Here is a 26,803-nt window from a genome sequence, read left to right as displayed (position 1 = left end):
TGCCGCGTAGCTCAGTCGAGCGTCACCCCCGTATCTGCCGTCAGCTTGAGCACCACCGGCAGGTACGCCTTGTACGCCGCCTCCGCCTGTGCCGGCGTATTGCCGAGCGGTTCCGCGCCCATGTCCACGATGCGCCGCTGCATGTCGGCGCTGGCGACCAGGCTGGCGGTCTCGCGGCCCAGGCGGTCGATGATGTCCTGCGGTGTCTTCGCGGGCGCCATCAGCGTGATCGGGCCGGTCAGCCGGAACGGTTCGTCGGCGTAGCCGGCCTCGGCGAAGGTCGGCACGTCTGGCAGGCCCTGTGCGCGGCGCGTGCCGGTGACCGCGAGGGGTCGCAGCTTGCCGGTGGCGAAGTGTTGCTTGAGCGCGGTCACGGAGCCCACCGTCACGTTGACCTGGCCGGCGAGCAGGTCGGTCACCATCGGCCCTTCGCCGCGGTAGGGCACATGCAGCATGTCAGCCTGGTACTGCCTGGCGAGGTAGGTCTGGATCGTATGCGGCTGCGTGCCCGCGCCCCACGACCCCATGCGCAGCTTGCCCGGCGATGCCTTGGCATAGGCCAGCAGTTCGGCAACGGTCCTGGCCGGCACGCTGCTGTTGACCGCCAGCACGGTGCGCGCGGTGGCGATGTCGGAGATCGGGCGCAGCTCAGTGCGCGGATCGTAGGGCAGCTTCTTGTACAGCGCCAGGTTGGACGTGATCGGGCCGGGAATGGTCATCAGCAGCGTATAGCCGTCAGGCGCCGACTTGGCGACATAGTCGGTGCCGATGATGCCGCCGGCACCGCCCTTGTTCTCCACCACCACCGTCTTGCCGAGCTGGCGCGACAGGCCATCGCCGATGGCGCGCGCCAGCGTGTCGGTCAGCCCGCCCGGCGGGTAGGCGACGATCAGGTGGATGGGCTTGGCCGGGTAGGCGCCCTGTGCGCCGGCCGGGGCGGGCGCGGCGGCCAGGGCCAGCACGGTGAGCAGGGGCAGGGCGGCTTGCAGCAGCGGGCCGCGCAGCAGGGGGGCAGCGGTCATCATGACGGCGTTGTCTCCTTGGGATGAATGGTCACGTATTGCTCTACGTCGAAGGGAAGGTCTCACTCCAGCCTGATGCCGCGCGCCTTGATCAGCTTGCCCCATTTTCCGATCTCCTGGTCGATGAAGGCGGAAAACGCGCTGCCCGGCTCCGGCTGCGGCTCGAGCCCCAGCCCCAGCAGCTTCTTGCGGATCTCGGCATCGGCCAGCACGGCCGATGCCTCGCGGTTCAGGCGCTCGGAGACGGCGGGCGGCGTGCCGGCCGGCGCGACCAGGCCGAACCAGCCGTAGCCGACCATGCCCGGGTAACCCTGCTCGGCAAAGGTGGGCGCATCCGGATAGACCGGCGAACGCTGCTCCGAGGCCACTGCCAGCACGCGCAGCTTGCCGGCCTTGATAAAGGGCAGCGCCGAGGTGATGGCGGTCAGGGTGGCGTCCGCGCGGCCGGCCAGCAGTTCGGTATAGGCGGTGGCGTCGCCGCGGTAATGGACATTCAGCAGCTTGAACTTGCCGACCTGCCCGAATAGCTCGGCGGTCAGGTGCGGGCCGGAGCCTGCGCCCGGGGAGGCCAGCGTCACGCCATCCGGCTTGTCCCGGGCCATGCGCACGAAGTCGGCAACGGTGCGAGCCGGCGAGCTGGCATTGACGATCAGGAAGACCGGGCCCAGCACGCGCGGCCCCACCGGCACGAAGTCCTTGTGGACGTCGTAGCGCTGGGCGATACCTGCCGCGGTATTGATGGCGAAGGGCGCGGCGGCCCACAGCAGGGTGTAGCCGTCCGGCGCGGCATGGGCCACCTGCTCGGTGGCCAGCCGCGTGCCGGCGCCAGGCTTGTTCTCCACCACCACCTGCTGGCCCAGCTTGTGGCCAAGTGCCTCGGCAAGGATGCGGGCAGAGATGTCATTGGAGCCGCCGGCGCCATATGGCGACACCAGCTTGACCGGCCGCGACGGATAGGTTTGCGCCTGCGCCGGGCTGGCCAGGCACAGCATCGCCAGGCCGGCCGTCAGCACGGCCCGGGCGAAGATTGAGGTCCGATTCATGATGCTTCCTTCATGCGGCGGATGGGTGGATAGCTGAAGCTGCGTTCCAGGTGCGTGGCGCCGGGCACGTAGAGGCGCAACGCTACATAGAACGGCTCAGCGGGGGCCGGCAGCCAGTTGCCGGCGAGGGCGTTCTCCGTAGGTGGCTGCGCGCCCAGCACGATGCGCAGGCTGCCATCGGGCGCCGGGCGCAGGGCCGGCGAGCGGTCGCCCAGCGAGTAGCGCTGCAGGGAGTTCTCGACCAGCATGCAGTCCGATTTACGGTACATGGTCAGCGACCAGAATGCGCCCACCTGGGGTAGTCCTTGCCGGGGAAACATCAGTTCATACTGGTGCCTGCCGTCCAGCGGCAAGCCGTCGCCATCGCAATCGGCCATCAGGTACATGGCTTCCTCAACGCCCAGCGCACCGATGTAGTTGCGCGCCACTTCGGCGCGCAGGGCGTAGTGGGTGCCGAACGAGGTGCGGATTTCCACCGGCAGGAACCAGCCGCCGCCCAGCGCGGAGGCCCTGGGCGCGGCCAGTTCCGCGTCGACCTGCGTCAGCGCGGTGGCCAGTGCCGCGCGCTGCTCTTCGGTCAGCAGCGCATTGCTGCCGATGCCGGCCCGGGCAAAGCTGCGGACCAGTTCCGCTTCGGCGGCGGGTGGCGGGTTCTCGCGCAGCATGCGGGTGACGACGGCGGCGTAGCGGTCGGGATCGGCCGGCCGCTCGGCGGCTTGCATGCCCGCATCGAATACGGTTGCTGCGCTGGTGCCGTCTGGCCGGCGCAGGCGGATGCCGTCCTGCAGGGCATGTGCACCCGGCAAATCGGCTTCGCCATCGGCCAGGATGCGGCCGATGATCCAGGCCGCGTTGGTGGGGCAGGGCAGCGGCGTTGCGCCGGCTGGCACCTCGCCCCGCCAGGCTGGCCCATGCAGCAGCCAGGTGCCGCCTTGCGTGCCGGTGGTGCGGGTGCCGATATAGCCGAACGGGTTGGTATAGGCGTCGAGCAGGCCTAGCACGTAGTAGCGGCCGTGGCAGTCGGGCACGTCGAGCAGCAGCGGGCCGCCGGACAGGTCGAGCCACGCATTGGTGTAGAGCGTGTCGTTGTTCGGCGTGACGACCTGCCGGTGCTGCGGGCCGAGCAGCGCGCGCACGTGCGTGACGGTGTTGATCCAGCGCTGCGTGGAATCGGGCCCGTCGCCGGCGAAGACCCCGGCGCCATCGCGCCGCGGGCAGGTGGCGGCGCGCATGCGCGCCATCTCGTACAGCGGCAGCGTGTAGCGCACCGCGTCGCACGCCAGCGTGCCGAGCAGGTTGTCGTGGTGTTCCATGGCGCGCTCCATCAGGCAACGCGCCGCAAGGGCGGGATCACGTAGCCGCCGGCCATGAAGCCATCGGTCGGGTGGTAGAGCCGCAGGATCAGGTAGAACGGGCCGTCCGGTGCCGGCAGCCAGTTGTCCTGCGCCCGCGTGGGGCGCTGGTGCGAGATGGTCAGCGTGAGGCCACCGTCGGCATCGTATTGCAGACCGGGGCTGCGGTCGCCCAGCGCATAGCGCCCGATGGCGTTGTCGGTGAAGAAGCGGTCGGCGCCGTAGAGCGAGACCGACCAGAACGCCTGCGCCGGCGGCAGGTGTCCCGCGGGAAAGTGCAGGGCGTAGGTGTGGCGGCCGTGCAGCGGTTCGCCATCGGCGTCGTAGTCGGCAGCGGCATAGACGGCCTCGTCGGCGCGCAGTGCGCCCAGGCCCTTCATCGCGGTGACCGCGCGCTGCATCCAGTCGTCGCCATAGCGGCCCAGCAGCAGGCTGTAGGTCCAGCTCTTGCGCGCATGGCTGCGGGTGTTGGCTTCGATCAGGGCCATGCCTTCGTGCCAGGCGCGGACCAGGCCCTGTTGCACCGCAGGCCGCAGCGCGCCCACATCGACGGCGTCGCCGGCGCGGATGCCGCATTTGCGCAGCAGCGACAGCAGGCCGGCGGCGGAAGGCTCGGCGGGATACTCGCGCAGGGCGTTGAAGATGTTGGCGAAGAAGTCCAGCGCGGGCTCGCCGCCCTCCTGCCAGTCGCGCACGCAGGCGGGCTGCATCCTGGTGCCGCCGGACAGGCGGAAACCGTTCTCGAAGGCGCTCGCCGCCGGCAGGTCGTCGGCACCGGTCACCAGCACGCGGCCCAGCAGCCAGACCAGTGAGGTGGGGCAGCGCACCACGCGGTCGCCTTCGGCGTGCTGCCCGGGGCCGGCCAACACGATGTCGGCGCCGGCCGCGGGCACGTTGCGCGGGCCCAGGTTCTCGAAGTTGTTGGTCCAGGCGTCCAGCAACTCCACCACGTAATAGCGGCTGGCATCCGGCAGCGCCGGCACGTGCAGCGTGACCGGGCCGTCGGCCAGGTTGGCCCAGGCGCAGAAGTAGAGCAGGTCATTGGCCGGGGTGACGATGTCGCGGTCCTTGTGCGTCCACTGGTGGGTGCTGGCCGACAGCACGTTGACGGGGGCACGGCCGTAGCCCGTGGCCTGCGCTACTGAGGTCTGCAGCCGGCAGGTGCGCAGGCTTTCAAACAGCGGATAGGTGGCGAGCACCAGCGGCAACGCCGCCGCGGCGGTGAGGGCTTCCTGGGGCGTGTCGATGGGTGCGCCGGCAAGGAAGGGCGCAGCGGGTTGGTTCATGGCGTTGTCTCCGTCGGGTTTTGCTTTACTCGTTGATGCCGTCCCCGGCATGCAGCGTGACCACGGCATCGGCCGCGACCACGCCCTGGGCGGTGACGATCAGCGGATTGATCTCCAGCGTGTCCAGCCGCGGCCCGAGTGCGGCGGCGGCCTGCGACACGCGCACCAGCACTTCGGCCACGGCATCGGCGTCGACTGCGGGATGGCCGCGATGGCCGCACAGCAGCGCTTCGGCACGGCTTGCGCGCAGCATGGTGCAGGCGCGGGCATGGGTCAGCGGGGCCAGGCCGAACGCGGTCTGCCGGAAGATCTCAACTGCCGTGCCGCCGATGCCGGCCAGCGCTACCAGCCCGAAGACCGGGTCACGCCGCACGCCCACCATCAGTTCGCCCCAGCCGCGCACCATGCCGGCGACCAGCGCGCCGTCGAAGCGCGCCGGGCTGCCGTGGTTGGTAGCGGCGGCCTGCACCTGCGCAAACGCCGCACGCACCGCCTGCGCATCGGCCACGTTCAGCACCACGCCGCCTACGTCGCTCTTGTGCAGGATGTCGGGCGAACACAGCTTGACGGCAACCGGGTAGCCGATGCCTTCGGCGATGCGCACGGCCTCGTCGGCATCGCGCGCCAGTCCGTGGGGTGCGGTGGGGATGCCGCAGGCGTTGAGCCACTGCATGGCATCGAACTCGGACAGCGACGTGGTGTCGCGCGGGAGGTCCGGCGCAGCCAGGGCCGCGGCAGCTACGGCGGGCTTCGCTTGTGCTGCCGCTGCCTGCGCGGCGGCGCGGGCCAGCACGGCCACGGCCTGCACCGCGTGGGCGGGTTCGCGGAAGACCAGCGCGCCGCGCGCTTCGAGCCAGCGGCGCTTTTCGTCATCGACCAGCCCGCTGAACAGCAGCGGCGCCGCGGTGCCGCTGCGGTGCAGGGTCTCGACAGCTTCCTGCAGGCCAGGCCAGATGCGCGGCGCACCAACGCCGCCCGCCAGGAAGGCGACGACACTGCCGTAGTCGGGGCTTTGCGCCGCGGCGGCAATCGCGTCCAGCAGCACTTCCGGCTGCGCCACGATCTGCCCGGTGACATCGATGGGATTGGCCGTGCTGGCAAAGGGGATGGCGCTGCGCAGCGCCGTGGCCGCGGCTTCCGGCATGGGCGGCAGGGGCAGGTCCAGCGCCTCGGCCTGGTCGGCCATCATGATGCCGACGCCGCCCGAAACCGTGACCAATGCGACCGGCGTGACGGCGCTTTCCGGCTCTTTCGCCGAGGGCTGCCAGCGCGTCGGCCGGCGCCCGCGCGAGAGCACGTAGCCCAGCCGGAAGAAGTCATCCAGCGTATGGGCGCGGAATACGCCGTACTCGTCGAAGACCGCCTGGTAGACGGCGTCCTCGCCGGCCAGGCTGGCCGTGTGCGATTGCGCGGAGCGGGCCCCGGCCTCGGTGGTGCCGACCTTGGTCACCACCACCGGCTTGCCCGCGGCACGCGCCGCCGCCAGCGCGCGGCGCAGGCGGGTGCCGTCGCGGCAGCCTTCCAGGTAGGCCAGGATCACGCGGGTGGCGTCGTCGTGCGCCAGCCATTCGATCACGTCGGCCACGTGCAGGCCGGCTTCGTTGCCGGTGGTGACCCAGTGGCTCAGCCCCAGCGATGCCTCGCGCGCCAGCCCAAAGGCATAGGCGCCGAAGGCGCCGCTCTGGCTGACCAGCCCGACATCGCCCAGCGGCGGCAGCCCGCTCAGCGGCATCGGCGAGAAGGTGGCAAAGACGCGCTCGCGCAGGTTCATCGCGCCCAGGCAGTTGGGCCCCAGCAGCGTGATGCCGTGCGCTTGCGCCAGGGCCGCCAGCTCCGCCTGCTTGGCGATGCCGTCGCCGCCGGTTTCAGCAAAGCCCGAAGTGAAGAACACCGCGGCGCGCGTGCCGTTGCGCGCCAGCTGGCGCATGGCGTTCAGGCTGGCACTGACCGGCAGCGCCACGATGGCGAGGTCGGCCGGTGTGTCCAGCGCATCCAGCGAGGGCACCGCAGCCAGCCCCTGTACTTCACGCGCCGTGGCATGCACGGGAATGATGCGGCCGGCGTAGCCCAGTTCGCTCAGCAGCCGCACCGGCATGCCGCCCACCTTGTCGGGCTGGGTGGAGGCGCCGATCACGGCGATGGTGCGCGGCTGCAACAGGGCGCAGAGGTCTGGCATCGCTTGTCTCCGTATGCGTGCGCCATGACTTCCAAGACGGCGCAGCGAATCTTGTCATTGGTGTGTCCGAGCATGTTGTCATGACATGTTATGATGAGTCAATGTTGTTATGATAAGTAGAAGCCCGCATCGGACATGCCGTGAACACCATCAATCTCGTGACAACAAGCTCCCTGCCTCGCTTCAAGCAGATCGAAGGCGCGCTGCGCCAGCGCATCATCAACAACGAATGGACTCCGGGCATCAAGCTGCCGTCCGAGTCTGAGCTGATGGCTGAATTCGGCGTCAGCCGCATCACCGTGCGCCAGTCGCTGGCATCGCTGCTCGCCGAAGGGCTGATCGAGACGGTGCATGGCAAGGGCAGCTTTGTCAGCCGTCCGGCGGGGCAGGCGGACCTGGGGCCGTTGACTGGCTTTTTCGACTACATGCGCGCGCGCGGGCACGAAGCGCACGGCAAGCTGCTGTCGACGCGGCTGATCGCGGCGCCGGCCATCGCCACCGATGCGCTGCGCCTGCCGCCGGGAACCAGGCTGCTGTGCGTGACCATGCTCAAGTCAGTGGCCGGCGCGCCGGTGGCGGTCGGCATGACGATGGCGCCCGAACCCCTGATGCGCGCGATCCTGGAGCACGACCTGGAAAACCACGATGCCCTGATGATCGTGGAAGCCCGCCTGGGTTATCGCCTCAAGTACCTGCATACGGAGAGCGCAGCAATCCCTGCCAATGCCGAAACCGCGCGCCGGCTCAAGGTGGCGCCGGGCGAGCCGCTGCTGCGCATCCGGTTCACGCCGCACGACATCGACGACAAGCCGCTGGCTTACTCCGAATTCATGTTTCGTGGCGACAAGTTCACCTACAAGGCCTGCGTGCGGCGCTAGCGCCGCCTGGCAGTGGCGCCGGGGGAACTTTTGTGCCGGTGCCGTGGCCTGAACGGCATCGGCGCTGGCGTTAGAATGTGGCGCCCAGTTCTGCCCCAGCCCAGGAGTCCAAGATGCTTTCGCCGCTTTTCCCGCGTTCCCTGTCCACCGCGCTGGTGATGGCGTTGTCGGTCACGTGCGCGTCGGCGGCGCTGGCCGCCGGGCAGGATGAAGCGCCAAAGCCGCGCGGCAAGGACGAGGCCCCGGAGGCCCCGGTCGCCTGCATGAAGGCGGTCAAGGCAGCGCTGCCCAATCCCGCCAGCTTCAAGTGGGTCGGCGGCAAGACCCGCAAGGTGGCCGAAGACGCCTACAGCGTGGTGGCCGACGTCGAATACCTGGCGCAGGACGGCGCCGTGCGCAAGGCCAAGGTCCAGTGCGACGTGCTGCGCGCCCCGGGCAACCAGTTCGTGGTGCCCAAGGTCAGGCTGCCGCAGCACTAGGGCCTGCCTGGCACTAGCCGGCCGGCATCCGCTCGAATGCCTGCAACGAAGAATCGATGGCGTCCCACGCCGGCCCGCGCACGCTGTAGGTGAGTACCTGCGGCATGAAGCGGTCCGGGTCGTCCAGGCTGCCCGCGTGGACCGCGATCAGCTCCGGCATTGCGGCAAAGCGCAGGAAGACCGGCGTGCCGCACGCCGGGCAGAAGGCGTGGACCTTCACGTTGCCGCTGTCGCCCGCGACCTCCCAGTGCGTCGCCTCGCCGGTGATGGTCATCTCGGCGCGCGCGGGAAAAGTCAGGTAGGAGCCATGCCCGGTGCCGCTGCGCCGCTGGCAGTCGCGGCACTGGCAGTGGTTCTGGAAGACGGGCGCGTGCCTGGTTGCGTAGCGAATCGCGCCGCACGCGCATCCGCCGGTGTAGGGCTGGGTCATGAGCAACTCCCGGTTCAGGCCGCCTTCGGCTTGGCGAAGACATCGATGCCTTGCCCGGTTTCCAGCAGGGACTTCAGGCTGGAAAGGACGATCGGCCAGCCCTGCTTGACGCCCTTGGCCATCCCGCTGCCGGCCTCCAGTTCGTCGTGGGTGACGGTCAGCCGGACCATCTCCTCGTATGCCTCGATGTCGAAGCTCACGCGGCTGTAGCTGGCAGGATCGGCGGCCTGCGAGGGGCTCGCCCACGTGATGACCAGGCGCGTCGGCGGCGCGGCCTCGACGACCTTGCCGACCACCTGGACCAGGCGCTGCTCGTTGGCGCGCACGTGCTCCCAGGCCGATCCGGGCTTCCAGTCGGAGACGTTCTCGTGGCCCCAGTAGCGCCGCGCGATCTCCGGCTTCGTGATGGCCTCGAACACCTTTTCCGGCGTCGAGCGGATGTAGGTCACATAAACGAAGCTGGTTTTCTCCTGGGTCATTGCGGATCTCCTTCGAGTTCGTTCTTCAGGTCGTGCAGCAGGCTGAGCCGCTGACGTTCGAATTTCCGCACCCAGCGCTCGTAGACCTCGTGCAGCGGCACCGGGTTGATGAAATGCAGCTTCTCCCGGCCACGCCGGACCGTGCTCACCAGATTGGCCGCCTCGAGGATCCCGATGTGCTGGGTGGCCGATTGCCGCGCCATGTTCAGGTGCTCGCAGAGCTCGCCCAGCGTCTGCCCGTTCCTCTCGTACAGCAGGTCGAGCAGCTTTCTGCGTGTCGGGTCGCCCAGCGCCTTGAAAACCTTGTCAGCGTCCATCCGGTCCGTTGTGTTTGTGCGTGAGGGGAGTATATGCAGGTAAATACCTGCATGTCAATCAGCGCATCGCTCTGCGTGCGGCGCGGTTGTTGGCTTGAAGCGATGCGGTGGCAGGCCAACGCAGCGCAGTAGATCGCAGACAAAAGTGGACGCCGTCCATTTCATTTGCTAGGCTATGTGTACGGCATCCACAAACGTTCGTGGATGCAACCCAAGGAGACCGCGAATGAAGACCGAAGCGCAGAAGGAGCACCGCTGGCTGCAACGGCTGGTGGGCAACTGGATCGCCGAAGGCGAGGCATCGATGGGGCCGGACCAGCCAGTGCAGAAGTGGGAGATCCCCGAGCGCGTGAGCAGCGTCGGCGACGTCTGGGTCCAGTGCGTGACGCAGGGGGACATGCCCGGCTGCGGCCCGTCCACCACGGTCATGACGCTGGGCTACGATCCTGCCCGCAAGCATTTCGTCGGGACCTTCATCGGCTCGATGATGACCCACCTGTGGATCTATGAAGGCGACCTCGATACCGGCGGCCAGCAACTGACGCTGCGTGCCGAGGGGCCGGATTGCTCCGGCAATGGCCGCATGGCCCAGTACCGCGACGTGATCACCTTCACCGACGACGACCACCGCACGCTGACGTCCTACATGCTGGGCGAGAACGGCGAGTGGACCCAGTTCATGAACGCCGGCTATCGCCGCCAGCGCTAGGCCTGGCGGCGCAGTGCCGCCAGCCGTGCCAGCCGGCCGCGGGGGCCGGGCGGATCGTCGTGCGGACGCGCGGCGCCACCCTCGGCATGGCGCCTGCGCCGGCGGCGCAGCACCAGCAGCAGCGACGCCGGCACCAGCAGCACCAGCGCCAGCAAGGCGAACGTGAACAGGCCCGGATCGCGCGCCGCGGCGGCGACCCGGTTCACCAGGCAGGCAGCGACCACAATGCCGGGCAGCATGCCCAGCGCGGTGCCGAGCAGGCAGTCGCGCAGGCTGATGCGCGATGCGCCAATCACCAGGTTGACCAGCGCGAACGGTGCAATCGGTACCAGCCGCAGCACCACCATTGCCACCACCCCGTGTTTGCCCAGCTGGTGGCTGACCCGGTTCAGCCGCCTGCCGCCAAAGCGGCGCACGGCATTGCGCCCCAGCAAGCGGCCGGCCAGGTAGCCTGCGACGGTGCTCAGCACGGTGCCGCACAGCGCCAGCGCGGCGCCGTAGAGCGGGCCGAATATGACCACGGTCAGCAGGATCAGCAGCGTCACCGGCAGCATTGTCACCGCGCCGGCCAGGTAGACGCCCATCATCGCCAGCGGTGCCAGCGGCATCTCGTCCAGCTGCTCGACCACGCCGAGCAGTGCGCGGAAGTCCGCCCATTCGCGCAGCGGCGTATGGCGCCACGCAAATGCCAGCCCCGCCAGCAGCAGCGCCAGCACCACCATCATCCCGACGCGCCCGAGCACGCGCGGGCGTGCCTCATGGCTGACGAACTCGGCCAGCACCTGGTCGCTGTCGATCGGCTCGATCGGGTCCAGCAGGTTGGCCGCCGGCGAAGCGGCATCGACATCGTCCGGCAACGGCGGCTCGTAGGCTTCCAGCGAGCGCCCGTCCGCGCGCTGCAGGTTGCGGATGGCCGCAAGCACGCTGCGGGTGGCGGCGACCTCGGCCTGGAAGGTTTCAGGTGCCACATCCAGGTGCTCGCCTAGCAGCCGTGCGCGCATGCCGGCAATGGCCGCCTGCACGCGCGCGTCGCCGCCCGACATCACCACGACATTGCACTCGGTATCCAGCCCCAGCGAGCGGTTGCTGAGGTTGGACGAGCCGATGGTGATGAGATCGTCGTCGATCACCGTGACCTTGCTATGCACATTGACGCATTCGGGCATCAGGCCGGGAATCGACGGGCAGTACAGGCAGAAGCGTTCGTGCGTGTCGGCCGCGCGCAGGCGGCGGTACAGGCGCGCGCGCAGCACGCCCATGCTGTGCGCTTCCAGCCAGCCGCTCTCGTTGCGTCTCGACACCAGCACGATATCGGGGCCATCCTCGTGCCCCAGCCGTGCCTCCAGCGCGTTGGCGATCTCGCGGGAGCTGAAGTACTGGTTCTCCATGTAGATGCTGTGCCGGGCCGAGGCGATGGCATCGTGCAGCAGCATGCGGATCTCGCTGACACCGGGCTCGTCCTCGCACATGGGCATGGTGCGGGCGATGGCGACGCGCACATCGGTCAGTTCCGGTGCCAGGCCTGGCGGCCACGGGTCTGACGAGGTGGCCGCAACCGGGCGCGGCTCGCTGCCGCTGGCGCGCAGCCAGCGCGCCGCGCACAGGGTGCCCAGCGCCGCCGCGGCAGGGCCGTCGAGCGCGCACTGCACGTCATGGAAGGGCGGGTAGGGCTTGCCTTCGGCCATGCGCAGCGGCGCGCCGGGGGCATGGTGGTTGTCGTCCCAGCGGCGCAGCGTCAGGTCCAGCCCGCCGACAAAGGCGAGCTTGTTGTCGATCACCACTACCTTCTGGTGGTGCGAGGCGCCGGGGGGATGGTTGCCGTCAAGCCGGAACGACAGGTGCCGGTGCGCCTGCCAGTGCGCGCTGGCCGACGGCAGCCACTCGCGCTCCATCGCCATCACCATGGCGTAGTCCCAGCTGAGGATATAGATGCGCAGTTCGGGGCGCTGGTCCGCCAGCGCGCACAGGAAGTCGCGCAGGCCCGCTGGCAGGCCGTCCTGTGCGCCCTGTGGCACCAGTTCCATGCGGCTGTCGATATCCCAGCCCAGGATGAAGATGGTGTGCTCGGCGCGCGGCAGCGCTTCGCGCAACGCGCGGAAGTAGGCGTCGGCGTCGACCAGCATGGCAAAGCGCTGGCAGGGCTCGACGCGCCAACAGTTGCGCCCCGGCTCCGGCGTAAAGGCGGCCGGGGCCTGGCGATCATGCGGAGGGCCAGTGGCGGGAGACGCGGTGGTGCCGGGCGGGTTGCGTTGCCTCATGTCGCACGCTTCGGGGAGGTTCAGCCAGAAACGTCGCGCAAGTTCCGTACCGGTGCGGCAAGTGGGCTGGCCCAGGCGTGCAGGCGGTGCCCCGGGGGACAAGGGCGAGCCGTGGGCGGCTCAGGCGCGTGTGCGCTTTACCTGCCTTTGTAAGAACGGCATGCCGGCGCGGGCGGGTCGGAAGACCCCGGCATGCGGCGAAGACGCTACGACGGATGGCCGCGCCGCAGCGCCGTGGGGCGCGCAATGCCCCAGACATCCAGCAGCGGCTCGAAATGCGGTTTGCTTTCGCGCGGTGCCGGTGCCACGCGGCGCGGCGGCGGCAAGGGCCGGCCGGTCAGCACTAGCGGGGTATCGGCCTCTGCCGGCGATTCAGGCTCGCCGGCGTAGGCCACTACGCCCATCTGGCGGGCGGACTTCAGCGCGCGCGTCAGTTCCGCGGCGTTAAGGCGGCTGGCGGCGGCAAGCTGGTGCCGGGGCATGGGCCCCTTGGCACGCAGGCTGGAAATCAACGCCATCACGCATTCCCGGGTGGTTCGATTCATTTCGCTGCGTCAGGAAAAAGGGTACAGCGGTGGGCTCGCCAATCGAGCCCGCCGCGTACGGTACCCATTCTTTCGCAGGGGTCATATCCTTGCCAACCGGATATGACACTTGTTCACATTTCCTAGCGCAGAGAGAGGAATCGTCCCTAGGTTAATGCCGCGTTTCCGGGTCGCCGGTCGGAAATCTGCGATCCGCGCGGTCGCGCGGGGTGAGCATCGTGCCATGCCGGCGCCACTTGCGTGCGTGCCTGGCATGGATGTCTTCGGCAAGTTCGTGCAGTTCGGCAACCCTGGCGTCGATCGGGTCGGGATAGATGTCCAGCGGGCGGTACCTGAGGAACAGGCGCATGGGGGTCTCGGTTGGTCCTGGATAATGGCGTGCTGCCTTGGTTCCAGTATCGGTGACAGACCCGTAGCTTTCACGAGCGCAGGCGTAACACATTGATTTCACTCAATGTGTTTCCCGCAATGGATTGTTGTGGCCCGCGTTCGCCGCGGGCCCGGGGGATACAGGGGGAACCGGCCGTTGACGGTGGCCGGGGTGGTCAGAAGCCGATGCGGGCGGTGCCGCGTGCGTCCCGGCAATAGATCTTGCGTTCGCGCACCAGGCCATCGCGGCCGTGGATGCACAACGGCAGGCCATCCTCGCGCGCGCGCATCCAGCCGGCCGCGATCGCAGCTTCCTGGGTCGGGAAATGCAGCGCGGTGTCGTCACCACCGTTCTCCAGGCCTTCGATGGTGAGTGCCCATCCGCCGTCGCCGGCGTATTCGGCGTTGTCGGTTGCGGCGGGAAGCACGTGGATGCTGCGTGACGTCATGGTGTTCTCCGGAGGGCGTGGGCTGACTCTTGATTTTTAAGCGACGGCGCCGCCGCGGGTATCCGTCGATGTCCTACAAGCGCACGCGGTGACCGCCGGTCGCGCCGTCGGCTGACATCCCGGTAGGACGAAAGCCGACTTTTTGCGCTGCGGTGCGTTGCTACGATCCAATTGCCGGTCGGGCAAGCGGCTGCCCGGTCCCAAGCCATTCCGATCCACTCCATCCTGGCGGCGCATGCCGCATCCACACGAAGCAAGGAGATCGTCATGAGAAAGCTATTTGCACTGTTTGCCCTCGCTGGCGTGATGCTGGTCACGGGTTGCAACACCATGGCCGGCGCAGGCAAGGATATCGAGCGCGGCGGCGAGAAGGTACAAGGCGCGGCGGAAAGCACCAAGCAGAAGATGTAAGTCCCGCTGCCTGCCGCCCTGGCATTGCTACGGCCCGCGTCTGGTGACGCGGGCCGTTGTCTTTGCCACGGCGAATTCAATGTGCGGCCGCCGCCGGGGCCTGCGCCGCATCGAGGTGGTTGCGGCGCCAGCTGGCGGGCGGCAGGCCGAACTCGCGCTTGAACGCGCGGCTGAACGCGGCCTCGGAATCGTAGCCGACCGCGCCCGCGACCTCGCTGATGGAACGGTTGCCGCTGCGCAGTTCGGCGGCCGCGGAGCGCAGCCGCCAGTGCGCCAGGTACTGCATCGGTGGCTGCCCCAGCAGGTCGGTAAAGCGCTGCGCCAGCGCCGAGCGCGACAGGCCCACGTTGCCCGCCAGCTCATCGACCGTCCACGGGTAGGCCGGCCGCGCGTGCATGCGCGACAGCGCCCGCCCCACATAGCGGTCGCGCAGGGCGGCAAGCCAGCCGCTTTCATTGTCAGGCAGGGTGTCGATGCAGCGCCGCACTGCCTGCACGAACAGCAGCTCTGACAGCTTGGCCAGCACCGTGGCGGTGCCCGCACGCGGTTCCGCCGCTTCAGACGTGGCAAAGGCCAGCGCCGACGCCAGCCATGCCGATTCCAGCCCGCTGCCCAGCCCCACCTTGAACAGCCGCGGCAGCGACGTCAGCAAGGGGTTGCCCATGGTGTCGTCGAACCCCAGGAAGCCGCACACCATGCGCGTGGTCTCGCCGCCGCCGCCGTAGGACACGCGCATGACCTCGCCCGGGCTGTTGCGCAGCATGTCGTACACCAGCGGAGCGGATGGCAGTGGCTGCAGGCGCAGGTCGCTGCCCAGCACGTGCGGCTCGCCCTGCGGCACCACCAGCAGTTCGCCGGTGTCGACGCGCAGGCCCGGGCCGGTGCCGTCGACCAGGCGCGCCCAGCAGACGCCTTCGGTAATCAGGTGGTAGGAGACGACGCGGTCGGCGCGGGGCAGGAAGGCGGCGCGCAATTCAGCATCCGCTTCACTGATCAGGCACCACGGCGACTTGAACTCGCCGTTCAGGAACACGGCGCCGCTGAGCTGCACGGCGCGCAAGAGGTCGGACAAGGCATCCATGGTCACATTCCTCCAGATCCGGTGTTTCGCGCAAGAAAGCCGGACGCCCGATCATACGGGCAAGGGGACCGGGCTCCGATACTAGCACCGTGCCTGGCGCCATACAACGCCGCAGCGCACGTATCAGACTAGCCGGAGACAACACCATGGAAACCCTTTCCGCAGCGGATGCCAGCGCAGGCGCACAGGCCGACTGGCTCGGCCTGGCCGCGACCCTGGGCCGCACCTTCGACGCACGCGCGCCAGAGATCGATGCCAGCGGGCAGTTCGTCAGCGCCAACTACGACGACCTGCGCGCGCACCGCTTCTTTGCCGCGGCCGTGCCGCAGGAACTTGGCGGCGCCGGGCTGTCGCACCAGGAGCTGGGCGCGGTGCTGCGCGAGCTGGGCAAGTACTGCGGATCGACCGCGCTGGCGTTTGCCATGCACACCCACCCGGTGGCCACGGCCGCGTGGCGCTGGCGCAATCAGCAAGCGCCGGTGGAGGGGCTGCTCAAGCGCGTGGCGGGCGAGCAGATGGTGCTGCTGGGCAGCGGCGGTTCGGACTGGCTGCAGGGCAGCGGCAAGGCTACGCGCGTGGATGGCGGCTATCGCGTGGATGCGCGCAAGATCTTCGCCAGCGGCGCGCCGGCGGCGGACCTGTTCATGACCTGCGCCGTCCATGACGATCCGGAGACCGGGCCCACGGTGCTGCATTTCGCGCTGCCGATGAAGTCGCCGGGCGTACGCGTGCTGTCGAACTGGCACACGCTGGGCATGCGCGGCACCGGCTCGCACGATGTGCTGCTGGAAGGCGTGCTGGTTCCGGATACCGCCATTGCCGCCCGCCGCCCGCAAGGCGTGTGGCATCCGATGATGCATACGGTGGCGATGATCGCGCTGCCGCTGATCTATGCGGTCTACGTCGGCGTGGCCGAGGCCGCGCGCGATATCGCGCTGCAGCTGGCGCGCCAGCGGCGCCTGAGCGCGCATGCGGTGGAAGCCGCCGGGCGCCTGTGCAACGAGGCCGATGCCGCGCAGCTGGCGCTGGATGCGATGTTCGCGGCGGCATCGGGGCAGGCGCCGGGCGCGGTCACCACCAACCGCATCATGTGTGCCCGCACGCTGGCCGCGCGCGCGGTGCTGGCAACGGTCGAGGCGGCGATGGACCTGGCCGGCGGCGCGGGCTTCTATCGCGATGCCGGGCTGGAGCGGCGCTTTCGCGATGCGCAGGGCGCGCGCTTCCATCCGCTGCAGGCCGGTGCCCAGCAGGAGTACGCAGGGCGCATGGCACTGGGGCTGGATCTCGACGCGCCGCCCGGCGAGGTGCGGCCTGCCGCGCAATGATCCCCGCCCTGGCGCCGCTGCCGTATGACACGCAAGCCTGCAACGACAGCGGCCAGGACGACCCGGCCCGCGCCATCAGCCACGACGGCGCGGCGCGGCGGGCCTTGCGCGATGCGCTGGGGCAGTTTGCCACGGGCGTCACCATCGTCACGGCCGCGGACGCCGACGGCCAGCCGGTCGGCGTCACGATCAATGCCTTTACCTCGGTGTCGCTCGCACCGCCGTTGCTGTTGTGGTGCCTGGCACGCAGCTCCGGCAGCCTGGCGGCGCTGCGTGCGGCGCCTTGCCACGCGATCAATGTGCTGGGGAGCGGGCAGCAGGCCTTGTGCCGGCGCTTCGCCGCGCGCGGTGCTGACCGCTTCGCGGGCGTCGATTGCCGCCCCGGGCCGTTCGGCACGGTGCTGATCGGCGGCACGCTGGCGTACTGCCGGCACCACTCGGTGCGCGTGGTGGGCGACCACGTGATCTTTGTCGTGGAGGTGGTGGCCTATGGATCGACGCCGGGCGCGCCGCTGGTGTTCCACGCAGGCGGGTTTGACGTACCAGCGCCTTAGCCGCGCTTGCCCGCGATCACCAGCGCAATGCCGCCCAGCACCGCGGCAGCGCTCAATGCCAGCCGCAGGCTCAGGGCTTCACCGAGCAGCGCGATGCCGCCTACCGCCGTAATGACCGGCACGCTCAGTTGCACGGTGGCGGCGGTGGCGGCCTTCAGCTGCGGCACCACGGCATACCAGATGACATAGCCCAGCCCGGAGGTGATGGCGCCGGACAACAGCGCATAGGCCAGCCCAGCGCCGTCCAGTGAACGCTGCGCCTGCATCACCGCACCCAGTGCCAGCGCCATCGGCACCGCGCGCAGGAAATTGCCCGCGGTGGTGGAAGCGGGATCCGCGGCGCGCCTGCCGCGCAGCGAATAAACGCCCCACGCGATGCCGGCCGCGATCATCAGCAGCGAGGACAGCAGCGGCGGCGTGGCCAGCCCCGGCAGCAACAGCCACACCAGCCCGGCCAGCGCCAGGGCCAGGCCAATCCATTGCTGCAAGCGCATGGGCTCGCCGGCATAGAGGCCATAGCCGGTCATGGTGGCCTGCACCGCCGCGAACAGCAGCAGCGCGCCGGTCCCCGCGGTGAGGCGCACATAGGCAAAGGAAAAGGCCGCGGCATAGCAGAACAGCGCAAGCGCGGAGATCCAGTTGCCTTCCACCTGCGGCAGCCGCTGCGCCACGACCGTGCGCACCAACTGGTGCCGCGCCACGACGATGACCCACAGCACCAGCGCCGCCGCGGCGACGCGGGCCAGCGTAAAGCTGGCCGCGTCGATGGTGGTGCCTTTCAGCGCGAGCCGGCACAGCAGTGAATTGCCGGCAAAGGCGAGCATCGCCAGCGCGGTCAGCACCACGGTGTTCGCGCGCGGCATGCGGCGGGGCGGCGGCGGCTGCGTGGTTCAGGCTGCGGGCGGTTCGTCACCGATGGCGAACGAGGACAGGTGCTCGATCGCCCTGACCAGTCCGGAATGATCCCAGCCCGCGCCGCCCAGCCCGCTGCAGACATTGAACAGCTGCTGGCACGACGCCGTGTTGGGCAGGCCCACGCCGAGCTGGCGCGCGGTGGACAGCGCCAGTTCCAGGTCCTTCTGGTGCAGCGCGATGCGGAAGCCCGGGTCGAAGGTGCGCTTGATCATGCGTTCGCCATGCACTTCCAGGATGCGCGAGCTGGCAAAGCCGCCCATCAGCGCCTCGCGCACGCGCGCGGGATCGGCGCCGGCGCGGGCGGCCAGCACCAGCGCTTCGCTGACCGCCTCGATGGTCAGCGCCACGATCACCTGGTTGGCCACCTTGGCCACCTGGCCGTCGCCGGCCTCGCCCACGCGCGTGATGTTCTTGCCCATCAGCTGCAGGATCGGCAGCACGCGGTCGAATACTTCCTGCTTGCCGCCGGCCATGATCGACAGCGTGCCCGCCTTGGCCCCGACCTCGCCGCCGGAGACCGGCGCATCGATATAGTCGGCGCCGAGCGCTTCGATGCAGCGCGCGAACTCGCGCGTGGCGATCGGCGAGATCGAGCTCATGTCGATCACGGTAACGCCGCCTGCCGTGTCGGCAAGGCCGTCAGCGACCCCCTTCTCGCCAAACAGCACCCGCTCCACGTCGGGCGTGTCAGGCAGCATCAGGATGATGGTTTCCGACTGCTTCGCCACCTCCTCGGCGCTGGCGCAGGCATTCACGCCAGCGTCCTGCAGGTCTTGCGGCACGCCGCTGCGCGTATGGGCGAACACGGTATGCCCGCCGTCGACAAGGTGCTGCACCATGGGCTTGCCCATCACACCAAGTCCGATAAAGCCGATCTTGCTCATGTCAGTGTCCGGTAGTGGTCAGGCGCGAGGCCGGCCGTGCGTCGCGCACGACGCCGGGTTCATCTCTGATGATAGTCAGTCGCACGCCAGCGCAGACAGCGGCCCCGGCGCAGGCTGCGCGCCGGCGCGCGCGGCCGCCACCCGCGCGGCGGCATCGTCCAGCTGCGCCAGCGTACCGGCGTCAACCGGGACATGGGCGGCGCGGGCGGCGCGCCAGGCCCGTTCGGGCTCGCCCGGCAGGCGGATGCCATCCTGCCCCGGCTGCAGCCGCGACGCCTTCATCCAGTCGGCGAACGCCGCCACTTCATGCCCGAATGACGTGCTGGTGCCCAGGCGTGCGGGATCGAACACGATCGCCAGCATGTTGTTCCAGACCGCATGCTGATGCCGCAGCGTTTCGGGGCGGATGGTGTGGCCGCCGGTGACCGCGGCGCCCAGCAGCTCGCACATCACGGCCAGCACATGGCCCTTGTGTTCGCCAAAAGGCCGCAGCGCGCCTGGCGGCGCGCCGTCGGCGGGGTACATCACGGCAGGGTCGGCGCTGGGCTCGCCATGCGCGTCCAGCAGGCAGCCGGGCGCCACCGGCACGCCCTTGTTGTGGGCCACGCGCACCTTGCCCAGCGCGATCGCGCTGGTGGCGAAGTCCAGCACCAGCGGCGGCTCGCCCGCCACCGGCACGCCGATGGTGAACGGGTTGGTGCCGTAGCGCGCATCGTAGCCGCCGTGCGGCGCCACGATGGGCTTGGACAGCACGTTGACGAAGTGGATCGAGATCATGCCGGCGGCGGTGGCCTGCTCGGCCCAGTGGCCCACGCGCCCCAGGTGGTGCGACTGCCGCAGGCCCATCACGCAGACGCCATGCTCGCGCGCGCGGCCGATGGCCATGTCCATGGCCTGCGCCGTCACCGCCTGGCCCATGCCGCGGTTGCCGTCCAGGCTCAGCATGCTGCCGGCATCGTGCAGCACGCTGACCTGCTGGTTCAGCTGCAGCTCGTCGGCCTGCCAGGCCAGCACATAGCGCGGGATCATGCCGACGCCGTGCGAGTCATGCCCGCTCAGGTTGGCGCCGACCAGGTGGTCGGCCGTCAGGCTCGCCTCTTGCGTGCTGCTGCCCGCGGCAAGCCAGAGATCGGCCACCCACTGGTGCAGGGCGGCGGTAGGGATGCGGTGTTCGCTCATATCGGCCTTGGCTAGGGATGAAAAAAGCCCCGTGCCGTGTGACGGCAACGGGGCTTCATGATACGGCCGGCGCGAGCCCGGTGGCGCCGGCATGGCCGGTGATCGGCTACTGCTTACTGGCGCAGCACAGCTTCGGCAGGTGACTGGCCAAGGATTTCGCGGATACGGGCCAGGTAGGTATCGCCTACTGCGCGGTGCATGCGCGCCGCCTCGGCCGCGAACTGGCGGCGGCTGGGCGGGCGGATGCCCAGGCTGCGGCAGATCGTTGACAGGTAAGGCTTGCGCTGGCCGCCCAGGCGCAGCGCCGCGGTCTGCAGCGCGGCATCGCCGATGCGCCCGCGCAGCCAGGCCAGCACCTGGCGGTCATAGTCGTTTTGCACACGGATCAGGTGTTCCATGGACGGGACTCCTACTGTTCATCCATACAGGTACTGTAAATATATACAGTATCCAGCGGGACGCAAGGAGTTTGTCCAGGAACACTTCGGGCGCACGGCCAAGTCGACTACAAGCCACCCAGGGCATTCACAGTGAACGCCAGAATCCCCATGTTGAAAAGGAACGCGGCCACGCAGTGGCCCAGGACCACCCTGCGCATGTGGGCGCCGGCGATGGTCACGTCAGAAGTCTGGAAAGTCATGCCCAGCGTGAAGCTGAAATAGAGGAAGTCCCAATAGCTGGGGTGCTGCACGCCTGGCACCTGCAGCCCGCCCTGGTCGCCGGTAGCGGTCTGGAGATAGTAGAGATGTGCATAGTGCAGCGTGAAAACGGTGTTGGCAAAAAGCCAGGACAGGATGAGCGTGGCGACGATCAGCGCGATGTCGGCCCAGTGCGGTGTCTCGGGGCGCGCGATCAGCGTACCGATTGCGACCAGGATCACCATCGAGAGCAGCACCGTGATCGTGAGCAGCGCTGTGCGGTTGGCATCGTTGTGTTCCGCCGTGCGCCGCATGGCAGCAGGATCGGCGCGCAACAGTGGCAGCGCGGCGCCAAGGAAGACAAGGGCCGCGAGATCGAAACCGATCAGCAGGGCGATGCGTGGCTCCGCGCCGAGCGCACCCGCGGCAACGGTCGCAACGATCAATATGGCGCCGCACAGCAGAAAGCGTGCGGGTGCAATGCGCTTGCCGATAGCGAAGCGGGCGGGTCTGTTCATGGGGGTATTCATCCGGATGACCCTTCGTCAGGAAAGGAGGCTGGTCTTCCGTGAATAATATCCGTGCCGTCGCGCAGTTTGTAACGCTGCATGCGCCTTTCATTTGGCGGCATCGAGGTCGATAATGGCCCTGTGCCATGACCGGCAAGGAGAGACGCCATGACCAAAAGCTCTTCCTCCACGGATAAGCCCGATCTCGCCCAGGGCGTGCCGCTGGCTGACATTGCTGACGGCGGCATGGTGACAGGCCAGGTTGGCGGCAAGCCGGTCTTGCTTGTGCGTTGGGCTGATGAACTGTTTGCCATCGGTGCGACCTGTACCCACTATGGCGCGCCACTGGCGGACGGCCTGCTGGTCGGCGACACGATCCGATGTCCGTGGCATCACGCCTGCTTCAGTCTTCGCACCGGCGAGGTCCTCGGGCCGCCCGCCCAGGACGATCTGAAATGCTGGCGCGTGGAACAGCAAGACGGGAAGGCCTTCGTCCGCGAAGCGCTGCCGGCGATGCGGCCACCGAGGCTTGCCTCGGCCCGACTCCCTGAATCCGTGGTGATCATCGGCGGCGGCGCCGCCGGGACTGCCGCGGTCGAAACCCTGCGGCGCGAAGGCTATAGCGGCCCAGTCACGCTGCTGAGCGCCGATCGCTCATTGCCGTACGATCGGCCGAATCTGTCGAAAGACTACCTCGCCGGGACAGCAAACGCGGACTGGCTGCCAATGCGGCCACCGACGTTCTACGCGGATCACGACATCGACGTGCGCTCTAACAACCGTGTCGTCAAGCTCAGCCCCGCGCAAAAATCCGTCACGCTCTCGGATGGCAGCAACGTGAGCTACGGCGCGCTTCTGCTTGCCGTCGGTGCCGTGCCGATACGGCTCGACGTTCCTGGCGCAACCTTGCCGCACGTGAGCGTGCTCCGTACGCTGGCCGACTGCGACGCCTTGATCGCGCGTCTCGGCATGGCACGCCGATGCGTCGTGGTGGGCGCAAGCTTTATCGGGATGGAAGTCGCGGCGGCGCTGCGAACGCGAGGACTGGAAGTGCATGTTGTCGCGCCCGAAGCGCATCCGATGGAGCGGGTCCTGGGCGCGACGCTCGGCGACATGATCAAGGCGCTTCATGAATCGCACGGGGTAACGTTCCATCTCGGGGCCACGGTGGCAGAGATTCAACCGGATCGGGTGAGATTGTCGACCGGCGCGGAGCTGGCCGCCGACCTGGTCGTGACCGGGATCGGCGTTCGCCCCGACGTGGGCTTGGCGCAGGACGCCGGCCTCGCGCTGGACAAGGGCGTGGCGGTCGATGAATTTCTCCAGACCAGCGAACCTGGCATCTATGCCGCGGGCGATATTGCGCGCTGGCCCGACCCGGGAACGGGCCAGCGTATCCGCGTCGAACACTGGGTGGTCGCCGAGCGCCAGGGCGTGGTGGCAGCGCGAAATATCCTGGGACAGCGGCAACGCTTTGCGGCAGTGCCTTTCTTCTGGACCCAGCACTATGATGTGGCCATCAACTACGTGGGCCATGCGGAGCAATGGGATCGTTTCGATGTCGACGGCGATCCCGCCGCGCATGACTGCACGGTGACCTATTGGAACAAGGACAAGCGGCTTGCGGTTGCCACGGTCGGGCGCGATCTGGCGAGTCTTCGGGCGGAGGTCGCGATCGAGCAGCAGGCGACAGGAACCGGGGCGTGATCGACTGACCGTGGCCGCGCGCGCCTGCGAGCGCGGTGCAGGTTATTCAAATTGGCGGCTCCCTTTGAGCGATCGGGCAGCAGGGGCTTCGCGGTCCGCAAGTCCTTCAAGCAGGTCGGCCGACGGGACAAAGAACAGGCTACCGGTGACTGCCTTGCTGAAATCGAGCAGCCGGTCGTAATTGCCGGGCGGCAATCCGACGAACATGTTCTCGAGCATCTTCTCGATCGGCGCGGGCGAACGGGCGTAGCCGATGAAGTAGGTGCCGAACTCGCCCGCGCCCGGGCGGCCGAACGGCATGTTGTCACGCAGGATCTTCACCTCCTGCCCGTTCTCGACCAGCGTGGTCAGTGAACTGTGCGATGACGATGGCTTGACCTCTTCGTCCAGTTCGATGTCGGACAGCTTCTTGCGCCCGATGATCAGTTCCTGCGTTTCCACGGGAAGGGCATTCCACCCGGCCATGTCGTGCAGATACTTCTGCACGATGACGTAGCTGCCACCGGCAAACTCGGCATCCTCGTCGCCGATCACCGTGAAATCGACCGCCTCGCGTCCGGCCGGATTCTCCGTGCCATCGACAAAGCCGATCAACGCCCGCATGTCGAAGTTGCGAAAGCCGTGCACCTCGTCGACAACCTGGATTGCATTGCCAAGCTTGCCGAGCAGTTGCGTGGCAAGCTCGAAGCAGAGGTCCATCGATTCGGCGCGGATGTGCAACAGAAGGTCGCCCGGCGTGGCGATGGCGACGCGATCGCCGGTGCCGAACTCCCGGAAGGGGTGCAGTGCCGCGGGACGGGGCTTGCCGAACAGCCTGTCCCAGGCGTCGGCGCCGAAGCCGCAGACACAGGACAGGTTGCCCGACGGCAAACGATGGCCAACCGCGCGCACGACGGCGGTAACGTCGGCACACCACGCGCGGACGGTGTCGGCGTGGTCGTCACCGTCGGTGAGTGTCGCAACGATGAATATGGCGCTGCGGGTGACCGTGCCGGAAACGGCCTGTGGTTCGGGAACCTTTGTAGGCATCGGGCTCTTCATGTTGGTTATACCGAATCGGTTTGCGGGCTGACGGAAGAGAATTCAACGCATAAGCCTACACGAATTGAGTGGTGCCTCTGACCTTTCATTTTCTCCTGGCCAGGAAGTGTCAGTTGCGGTTGCCAATCCAGCCAGCTGGAGCAAGGCCTGTGCCTGTGGCGGCATCCTTGGAAAGTCAGGCGGTCCGGCGCGCCGCAAGCGCTGCAGGGCCTGCGCGATGGACAAAATGTCCATGTTGAGCCAGGTCTCTCGGGTCAATCTGTCCATCTCGCTGCCACTTAAGGCATCGCTTATAGGCACGCAAAGAATCGCTGAATTTACCTTAGGTGGCCAGGCAATTATCTTGTCTCCAACGATGCAGGAACACTAAGCACAGCGGCATCGATGCACGCATCAGCAAGCCTCATCGGCCATTCAAACAAGGATAGGGGAGACCATGCATGATCACGACGAGGAAACCCCGACGACAGTCCCTGATGGTCTCCGTCACGTCAGGCTGGCGGGCTATCTGACGCGGCCATGATCGTCGGCACGGCAGGACATATCGATCACGGCAAGACCAGCCTGGTCAGGGCGCTGTCGGGCATGAATACCGACCGCCTGAAGGCAAGGAAGGCGCGCGGTTTCTCGATCGAGCTTGGCTATGCGTACGTGCCGCTCGAGAACGGCGACGTGCTCGGCCTGGTCGATGTCCCGGGCCACCAAAAGCTGATTCACACCATGGCCGCGGGCGCGAGCGGCATCGACTTCGCGCTGCTGGTGGTCGCCGCCGATGACGGCGTGATGCCGCAAACGCGCGAGCACCTGGCGATTGTGCAGCTGCTCGGCATCCGGCGCGGCGCGATTGCGCTGACCAAGGTCGATCGCGTGAATGACGCGCGGCTGCGGCAGGTGCGTGAGGAGATCGCGTCTTTCCGGCGCGGCAGCATGCTGGAAGACGCACCGGTTTTTGAAACCTGTGCAATGCGCGCCGACGATCCGGGTGTGAACGCGTTGAAGCGGCACCTGCATGCGGCGGCGGCCGCGTCGCGAACGAAGCGCGACGACGGGCTGTTCCGCCTTGCGGTTGACCGGATCTTCACGCTTGCCGGGCAGGGGACGATCGTGACGGGAACCGTGGTGTCCGGGCGCATCCATGTCGGCGACAGGGTATTGCTCGCGCCGAAGAACGAGTCTGTGCGCGTGAGCGGCATCCATGCGCAGAATCGTCCTGCTGCTGCCGGGCGGGCAGGACAGCGCTGCGCGCTGAACCTGGCCGGCATCGACAAGGGCGCGATCGAGCGCGGTGACTGGGTGGTCGATGTGCGCCTGGCGCAGGCGTCGGTGCGCATCGATGTGATGCTGACCCTGTTGCCGGACGCCCCTGCGCTGGAGCACTGGGCGCCCATGCATGTTCACCTGGGCACGCAGCATCAGGTGGCGCATGTCGCGCTGCTCGATGGCCCGACGCTTGCCCCCGGCCAGCGCGCGCGCGTGCAGCTTGTGTTCGAGCGGCCTGTGTGCGCGCTGCCTGGCGATCCCTTTGTCGTGCGGAACGCGCAGGCCAGCCGCACCATCGGCGGCGGCGATGTACTGGATCCGTTCGCGCCCGCGCGCAAGCGCCGTTCCCCGGCGCGGCTGGCGTGGCTCGACGCGATGCAGGCCATGCTTGACACCGGCTCGGTTGGCACATTGCTCGAGCAGGCGCCAAACGGGCTGTCGCGCGCGCTGCTGGAACGGCTGAGCGGCATGCCGGCGGCGGCAATCGAGCTGCCGCGGGACACGCGCGTGATCGAACTTGCGAACGACGATGCCTTGCTGGTGTCGAGCGCGGCGTGGCGGGCGCTGGCGGCGCGACTGACCACTGCGCTCCGGCAATTCCACCAACGCTCGCCGGATGTGCTGGGCCCGGAGGTGGCGCGTTTGCGCAGGATCGCCGCACCGCTCGCGCAAGACGCGTTGTGGAGTGCGATCGTCGATGACGCCTGCGCGCGCGGCGAGATCGTCAGGAACGGCCCCTGGCTGCACCTGCCCGGGCACACCGTGACGCTCGACGATGCGGATCGCTCGCTTGCCGCGACACTGCAGCAGGACATGAAAGCGGGGCGCTTCGATCCGCCATGGGTGCGCGAGCTGGCGAGCGCGCATGGCGTGCCGGAGGACAGGGTGCGGCAACTGATGCGCAAGCTCGCGCGTCATGGCGAGACGTTTCAGGTCGTGCATGATCTCTTCTACGATCCGGAGGCCATTCGGGAGCTGGCCTTGCTTGCCGCTGCCGACGCCAGCAGGAACGCCGGCACGGTCGTCGCCGCGGCGTTTCGCAACACCACCGGGCTCGGACGCAAACGTGCGATCCAGGTCCTGGAGTTCTTCGATCGCGTTGGCTATACACGCTTCGACCGTGGCCGGCACATGGTGCGCACGGACAGTCGTTGGCTGGAGTTGCTTTGACAGGCGACGACTGCCTCCCTACATTCATCAGCAGCGGAGTATGTCTTGAGCGTCAGCACTGAGCAGGTCACCGAAGCCCTGCGCACCGTCATCGACCCCAATACGGGCAAGGACCTGGTCTCCACCCGCTCGGCCAGGAATATCCGTGTCGACGGCGGCGATGTCTCGCTGGAAGTCGAACTCGGCTACCCCGCGAAGAGCCAGCTTGATCCGATCCGCAAGCTGGTGGTGGCTGCGGTGCGGCAAGTGCCGGGCGTGAGCAATGTCAGCGTCGCCGTGACCATGAAGATCGTCGCGCACGCGGTGCAGCGCGGGGTCAAGCTGCTGCCGGGCGTGA

At 68.2% G+C, this 26,803-nt stretch carries 28 protein-coding genes; 9 read left to right on the top strand and 19 right to left on the bottom strand.

Annotated elements, in window-relative coordinates; translation table 11 throughout:
• Positions 1-11: 11 nt before the first annotated feature.
• Genes AC3WLF_RS18165 through AC3WLF_RS18145 form a run of 5 tightly spaced genes read right to left on the bottom strand, consistent with a single transcriptional unit; the run spans position 12 to position 6,879 of the window.
• Positions 12-1,025, bottom strand: coding sequence for a Bug family tripartite tricarboxylate transporter substrate binding protein (locus AC3WLF_RS18165; protein ID WP_492319213.1), 1,014 nt, complete (start codon positions 1,023-1,025; stop codon positions 12-14).
• A gap of 59 nt (positions 1,026-1,084) precedes the next feature.
• Positions 1,085-2,065 (bottom strand): Bug family tripartite tricarboxylate transporter substrate binding protein, encoded by a 981-nt coding sequence (locus AC3WLF_RS18160; protein ID WP_492350908.1) that lies wholly within the window; start codon positions 2,063-2,065, stop codon positions 1,085-1,087.
• Positions 2,062-3,378: a DUF1254 domain-containing protein gene (locus AC3WLF_RS18155; protein ID WP_492358582.1), complete on the bottom strand. Its 1,317-nt coding sequence runs from the start codon at positions 3,376-3,378 to the stop codon at positions 2,062-2,064. The genes AC3WLF_RS18160 and AC3WLF_RS18155 overlap by 4 nt, the downstream gene beginning before the upstream one ends.
• Before the next feature lie 11 nt (positions 3,379-3,389).
• Positions 3,390-4,703 (bottom strand): DUF1254 domain-containing protein, encoded by a 1,314-nt coding sequence (locus AC3WLF_RS18150; RefSeq protein ID WP_492319216.1) that lies wholly within the window; start codon positions 4,701-4,703, stop codon positions 3,390-3,392.
• A gap of 25 nt (positions 4,704-4,728) precedes the next feature.
• Positions 4,729-6,879, bottom strand: coding sequence for an acetate--CoA ligase family protein (locus AC3WLF_RS18145; protein WP_492319217.1), 2,151 nt, complete (start codon positions 6,877-6,879; stop codon positions 4,729-4,731).
• Between the two features lie 140 nt (positions 6,880-7,019).
• On the opposite strand from AC3WLF_RS18145, the gene AC3WLF_RS18140 reads away from it, so the two are divergent.
• A complete protein-coding gene (locus tag AC3WLF_RS18140) occupies positions 7,020-7,757 on the top strand; it encodes a GntR family transcriptional regulator (RefSeq protein WP_492350904.1) in 738 nt (245 codons plus the stop codon).
• Positions 7,758-7,870: 113 nt separating this feature from the next.
• Positions 7,871-8,236 (top strand): DUF2880 domain-containing protein, encoded by a 366-nt coding sequence (locus AC3WLF_RS18135; RefSeq protein WP_340521852.1) that lies wholly within the window; start codon positions 7,871-7,873, stop codon positions 8,234-8,236.
• A 13-nt stretch (positions 8,237-8,249) separates the two neighbouring features.
• On the opposite strand, the gene AC3WLF_RS18130 is transcribed toward AC3WLF_RS18135, so the two are convergent.
• From AC3WLF_RS18130 to AC3WLF_RS18120, 3 genes are read right to left on the bottom strand one after another with little or no spacing between them, the layout of a single operon-like run.
• A complete protein-coding gene (locus tag AC3WLF_RS18130; protein WP_492350903.1) occupies positions 8,250-8,666 on the bottom strand; it encodes a GFA family protein in 417 nt (138 codons plus the stop codon).
• A 14-nt stretch (positions 8,667-8,680) separates the two neighbouring features.
• The gene (locus AC3WLF_RS18125; RefSeq protein ID WP_492358581.1) at positions 8,681-9,145 is read right to left on the bottom strand and encodes an SRPBCC family protein; all 465 of its coding nucleotides are present in this window, start codon (positions 9,143-9,145) and stop codon (positions 8,681-8,683) included.
• Positions 9,142-9,462 carry an ArsR/SmtB family transcription factor gene (locus AC3WLF_RS18120; RefSeq protein WP_492319221.1) on the bottom strand — a complete coding sequence of 107 codons (321 nt, stop codon included), beginning with the start codon at positions 9,460-9,462 and terminating at the stop codon, positions 9,142-9,144. The genes AC3WLF_RS18125 and AC3WLF_RS18120 overlap by 4 nt, the downstream gene beginning before the upstream one ends.
• Positions 9,463-9,688: 226 nt before the next feature.
• On the opposite strand from AC3WLF_RS18120, the gene AC3WLF_RS18115 reads away from it, so the two are divergent.
• The gene (locus AC3WLF_RS18115; protein ID WP_492319222.1) at positions 9,689-10,171 is read left to right on the top strand and encodes a DUF1579 domain-containing protein; all 483 of its coding nucleotides are present in this window, start codon (positions 9,689-9,691) and stop codon (positions 10,169-10,171) included.
• Here the strand turns inward: AC3WLF_RS18115 and AC3WLF_RS18110 are convergent.
• The 4 genes from AC3WLF_RS18110 to AC3WLF_RS18095 form a co-directional block, all read right to left on the bottom strand.
• Positions 10,168-12,429, bottom strand: coding sequence for a VTT domain-containing protein (locus tag AC3WLF_RS18110; protein ID WP_492358580.1), 2,262 nt, complete (start codon positions 12,427-12,429; stop codon positions 10,168-10,170). The two genes, AC3WLF_RS18115 and AC3WLF_RS18110, sit on opposite strands and share 4 nt — an antisense overlap.
• Positions 12,430-12,635: 206 nt before the next feature.
• Positions 12,636-12,974, bottom strand: coding sequence for a hypothetical protein (locus AC3WLF_RS18105; RefSeq protein ID WP_231881494.1), 339 nt, complete (start codon positions 12,972-12,974; stop codon positions 12,636-12,638).
• Between the two features lie 151 nt (positions 12,975-13,125).
• Positions 13,126-13,323, bottom strand: coding sequence for a hypothetical protein (locus AC3WLF_RS18100; protein ID WP_010809653.1), 198 nt, complete (start codon positions 13,321-13,323; stop codon positions 13,126-13,128).
• 196 nt (positions 13,324-13,519) lie between these two features.
• Positions 13,520-13,792 (bottom strand): DUF2188 domain-containing protein, encoded by a 273-nt coding sequence (locus AC3WLF_RS18095; RefSeq protein ID WP_492319224.1) that lies wholly within the window; start codon positions 13,790-13,792, stop codon positions 13,520-13,522.
• 267 nt (positions 13,793-14,059) lie between these two features.
• On the opposite strand from AC3WLF_RS18095, the gene AC3WLF_RS18090 reads away from it, so the two are divergent.
• Positions 14,060-14,203 (top strand): entericidin A/B family lipoprotein, encoded by a 144-nt coding sequence (locus tag AC3WLF_RS18090; RefSeq protein WP_010809655.1) that lies wholly within the window; start codon positions 14,060-14,062, stop codon positions 14,201-14,203.
• Between the two features lie 76 nt (positions 14,204-14,279).
• Here AC3WLF_RS18090 and AC3WLF_RS18085 read toward each other — a convergent pair whose 3' ends face one another.
• Complete coding sequence (locus tag AC3WLF_RS18085; protein WP_492319225.1) at positions 14,280-15,284, bottom strand: AraC family transcriptional regulator; 1,005 nt, start codon at positions 15,282-15,284, stop codon at positions 14,280-14,282.
• A gap of 146 nt (positions 15,285-15,430) precedes the next feature.
• On the opposite strand from AC3WLF_RS18085, the gene AC3WLF_RS18080 reads away from it, so the two are divergent.
• The gene (locus AC3WLF_RS18080) at positions 15,431-16,609 is read left to right on the top strand and encodes an acyl-CoA dehydrogenase family protein (protein ID WP_492319226.1); all 1,179 of its coding nucleotides are present in this window, start codon (positions 15,431-15,433) and stop codon (positions 16,607-16,609) included.
• Complete coding sequence (locus tag AC3WLF_RS18075) at positions 16,606-17,163, top strand: flavin reductase family protein (RefSeq protein WP_492358579.1); 558 nt, start codon at positions 16,606-16,608, stop codon at positions 17,161-17,163. The genes AC3WLF_RS18080 and AC3WLF_RS18075 overlap by 4 nt, the downstream gene beginning before the upstream one ends.
• On the opposite strand, the gene AC3WLF_RS18070 is transcribed toward AC3WLF_RS18075, so the two are convergent.
• From AC3WLF_RS18070 to AC3WLF_RS18050, 5 genes are all read right to left on the bottom strand, one after another.
• The gene (locus tag AC3WLF_RS18070) at positions 17,160-18,026 is read right to left on the bottom strand and encodes a DMT family transporter (protein ID WP_492319228.1); all 867 of its coding nucleotides are present in this window, start codon (positions 18,024-18,026) and stop codon (positions 17,160-17,162) included. The genes AC3WLF_RS18075 and AC3WLF_RS18070 overlap by 4 nt on opposite strands.
• Positions 18,027-18,053: 27 nt before the next feature.
• Positions 18,054-18,962 (bottom strand): 2-hydroxy-3-oxopropionate reductase, encoded by a 909-nt coding sequence (locus AC3WLF_RS18065; RefSeq protein ID WP_492319229.1) that lies wholly within the window; start codon positions 18,960-18,962, stop codon positions 18,054-18,056.
• A 75-nt stretch (positions 18,963-19,037) separates the two neighbouring features.
• Positions 19,038-20,141 (bottom strand): malate/lactate/ureidoglycolate dehydrogenase, encoded by a 1,104-nt coding sequence (locus tag AC3WLF_RS18060; protein WP_492319230.1) that lies wholly within the window; start codon positions 20,139-20,141, stop codon positions 19,038-19,040.
• Positions 20,142-20,254: 113 nt separating this feature from the next.
• Complete coding sequence (locus AC3WLF_RS18055; RefSeq protein WP_492319231.1) at positions 20,255-20,539, bottom strand: CppA family protein; 285 nt, start codon at positions 20,537-20,539, stop codon at positions 20,255-20,257.
• A gap of 107 nt (positions 20,540-20,646) precedes the next feature.
• The gene (locus AC3WLF_RS18050) at positions 20,647-21,297 is read right to left on the bottom strand and encodes a DUF1345 domain-containing protein (protein WP_492319262.1); all 651 of its coding nucleotides are present in this window, start codon (positions 21,295-21,297) and stop codon (positions 20,647-20,649) included.
• Between the two features lie 159 nt (positions 21,298-21,456).
• Here AC3WLF_RS18050 and AC3WLF_RS18045 point away from each other — a divergent pair, with 159 nt between their 5' ends.
• Positions 21,457-22,995, top strand: a complete 1,539-nt coding sequence (locus AC3WLF_RS18045; protein ID WP_492350899.1) for an FAD-dependent oxidoreductase — start codon at positions 21,457-21,459, stop codon at positions 22,993-22,995.
• Between the two features lie 42 nt (positions 22,996-23,037).
• On the opposite strand, the gene AC3WLF_RS18040 is transcribed toward AC3WLF_RS18045, so the two are convergent.
• Positions 23,038-24,036, bottom strand: coding sequence for a Dyp-type peroxidase (locus AC3WLF_RS18040; RefSeq protein WP_492319264.1), 999 nt, complete (start codon positions 24,034-24,036; stop codon positions 23,038-23,040).
• 519 nt (positions 24,037-24,555) lie between these two features.
• Here AC3WLF_RS18040 and selB point away from each other — a divergent pair.
• Positions 24,556-26,466, top strand: a complete 1,911-nt coding sequence (gene selB / locus AC3WLF_RS18035; protein WP_492358578.1) for a selenocysteine-specific translation elongation factor — start codon at positions 24,556-24,558, stop codon at positions 26,464-26,466.
• Between the two features lie 45 nt (positions 26,467-26,511).
• Positions 26,512-26,803 (top strand): iron-sulfur cluster assembly protein (locus AC3WLF_RS18030; protein WP_492319266.1); only part of this gene is annotated, 292 nt, incomplete at its 3' end.

The organism is Cupriavidus sp. FW306-01-F10A, from assembly GCF_058782785.1.
The sequence above is the reverse complement of the archived record's forward strand: the minus strand, read 5'-3'. Positions and strand labels throughout refer to the sequence as shown.

Bases quoted from the DNA above. Each gene is read 5' to 3' on its own strand.
- AC3WLF_RS18165 (WP_492319213.1), bottom strand. From the start codon at position 1,025: ATGATGACCGCTGCCCCCCTGCTGCGCGGCCCGCTGCTGCAAGCCGCC.
- AC3WLF_RS18160 (WP_492350908.1), bottom strand. From the start codon at position 2,065: ATGAATCGGACCTCAATCTTCGCCCGGGCCGTGCTGACGGCCGGCCTG.
- AC3WLF_RS18155 (WP_492358582.1), bottom strand. From the start codon at position 3,378: ATGGAACACCACGACAACCTGCTCGGCACGCTGGCGTGCGACGCGGTG.
- AC3WLF_RS18150 (WP_492319216.1), bottom strand. From the start codon at position 4,703: ATGAACCAACCCGCTGCGCCCTTCCTTGCCGGCGCACCCATCGACACG.
- AC3WLF_RS18145 (WP_492319217.1), bottom strand. From the start codon at position 6,879: ATGCCAGACCTCTGCGCCCTGTTGCAGCCGCGCACCATCGCCGTGATC.
- AC3WLF_RS18135 (WP_340521852.1), top strand. From the start codon at position 7,871: ATGCTTTCGCCGCTTTTCCCGCGTTCCCTGTCCACCGCGCTGGTGATG.
- AC3WLF_RS18130 (WP_492350903.1), bottom strand. From the start codon at position 8,666: ATGACCCAGCCCTACACCGGCGGATGCGCGTGCGGCGCGATTCGCTAC.
- AC3WLF_RS18125 (WP_492358581.1), bottom strand. From the start codon at position 9,145: ATGACCCAGGAGAAAACCAGCTTCGTTTATGTGACCTACATCCGCTCG.
- AC3WLF_RS18120 (WP_492319221.1), bottom strand. From the start codon at position 9,462: ATGGACGCTGACAAGGTTTTCAAGGCGCTGGGCGACCCGACACGCAGA.
- AC3WLF_RS18115 (WP_492319222.1), top strand. From the start codon at position 9,689: ATGAAGACCGAAGCGCAGAAGGAGCACCGCTGGCTGCAACGGCTGGTG.
- AC3WLF_RS18110 (WP_492358580.1), bottom strand. From the start codon at position 12,429: ATGAGGCAACGCAACCCGCCCGGCACCACCGCGTCTCCCGCCACTGGC.
- AC3WLF_RS18105 (WP_231881494.1), bottom strand. From the start codon at position 12,974: ATGAATCGAACCACCCGGGAATGCGTGATGGCGTTGATTTCCAGCCTG.
- AC3WLF_RS18100 (WP_010809653.1), bottom strand. From the start codon at position 13,323: ATGCGCCTGTTCCTCAGGTACCGCCCGCTGGACATCTATCCCGACCCG.
- AC3WLF_RS18095 (WP_492319224.1), bottom strand. From the start codon at position 13,792: ATGACGTCACGCAGCATCCACGTGCTTCCCGCCGCAACCGACAACGCC.
- AC3WLF_RS18090 (WP_010809655.1), top strand. From the start codon at position 14,060: ATGAGAAAGCTATTTGCACTGTTTGCCCTCGCTGGCGTGATGCTGGTC.
- AC3WLF_RS18085 (WP_492319225.1), bottom strand. From the start codon at position 15,284: ATGGATGCCTTGTCCGACCTCTTGCGCGCCGTGCAGCTCAGCGGCGCC.
- AC3WLF_RS18080 (WP_492319226.1), top strand. From the start codon at position 15,431: ATGGAAACCCTTTCCGCAGCGGATGCCAGCGCAGGCGCACAGGCCGAC.
- AC3WLF_RS18075 (WP_492358579.1), top strand. From the start codon at position 16,606: ATGATCCCCGCCCTGGCGCCGCTGCCGTATGACACGCAAGCCTGCAAC.
- AC3WLF_RS18070 (WP_492319228.1), bottom strand. From the start codon at position 18,026: ATGCCGCGCGCGAACACCGTGGTGCTGACCGCGCTGGCGATGCTCGCC.
- AC3WLF_RS18065 (WP_492319229.1), bottom strand. From the start codon at position 18,962: ATGAGCAAGATCGGCTTTATCGGACTTGGTGTGATGGGCAAGCCCATG.
- AC3WLF_RS18060 (WP_492319230.1), bottom strand. From the start codon at position 20,141: ATGAGCGAACACCGCATCCCTACCGCCGCCCTGCACCAGTGGGTGGCC.
- AC3WLF_RS18055 (WP_492319231.1), bottom strand. From the start codon at position 20,539: ATGGAACACCTGATCCGTGTGCAAAACGACTATGACCGCCAGGTGCTG.
- AC3WLF_RS18050 (WP_492319262.1), bottom strand. From the start codon at position 21,297: ATGAACAGACCCGCCCGCTTCGCTATCGGCAAGCGCATTGCACCCGCA.
- AC3WLF_RS18045 (WP_492350899.1), top strand. From the start codon at position 21,457: ATGACCAAAAGCTCTTCCTCCACGGATAAGCCCGATCTCGCCCAGGGC.
- AC3WLF_RS18040 (WP_492319264.1), bottom strand. From the start codon at position 24,036: ATGAAGAGCCCGATGCCTACAAAGGTTCCCGAACCACAGGCCGTTTCC.
- selB (WP_492358578.1), top strand. From the start codon at position 24,556: ATGATCGTCGGCACGGCAGGACATATCGATCACGGCAAGACCAGCCTG.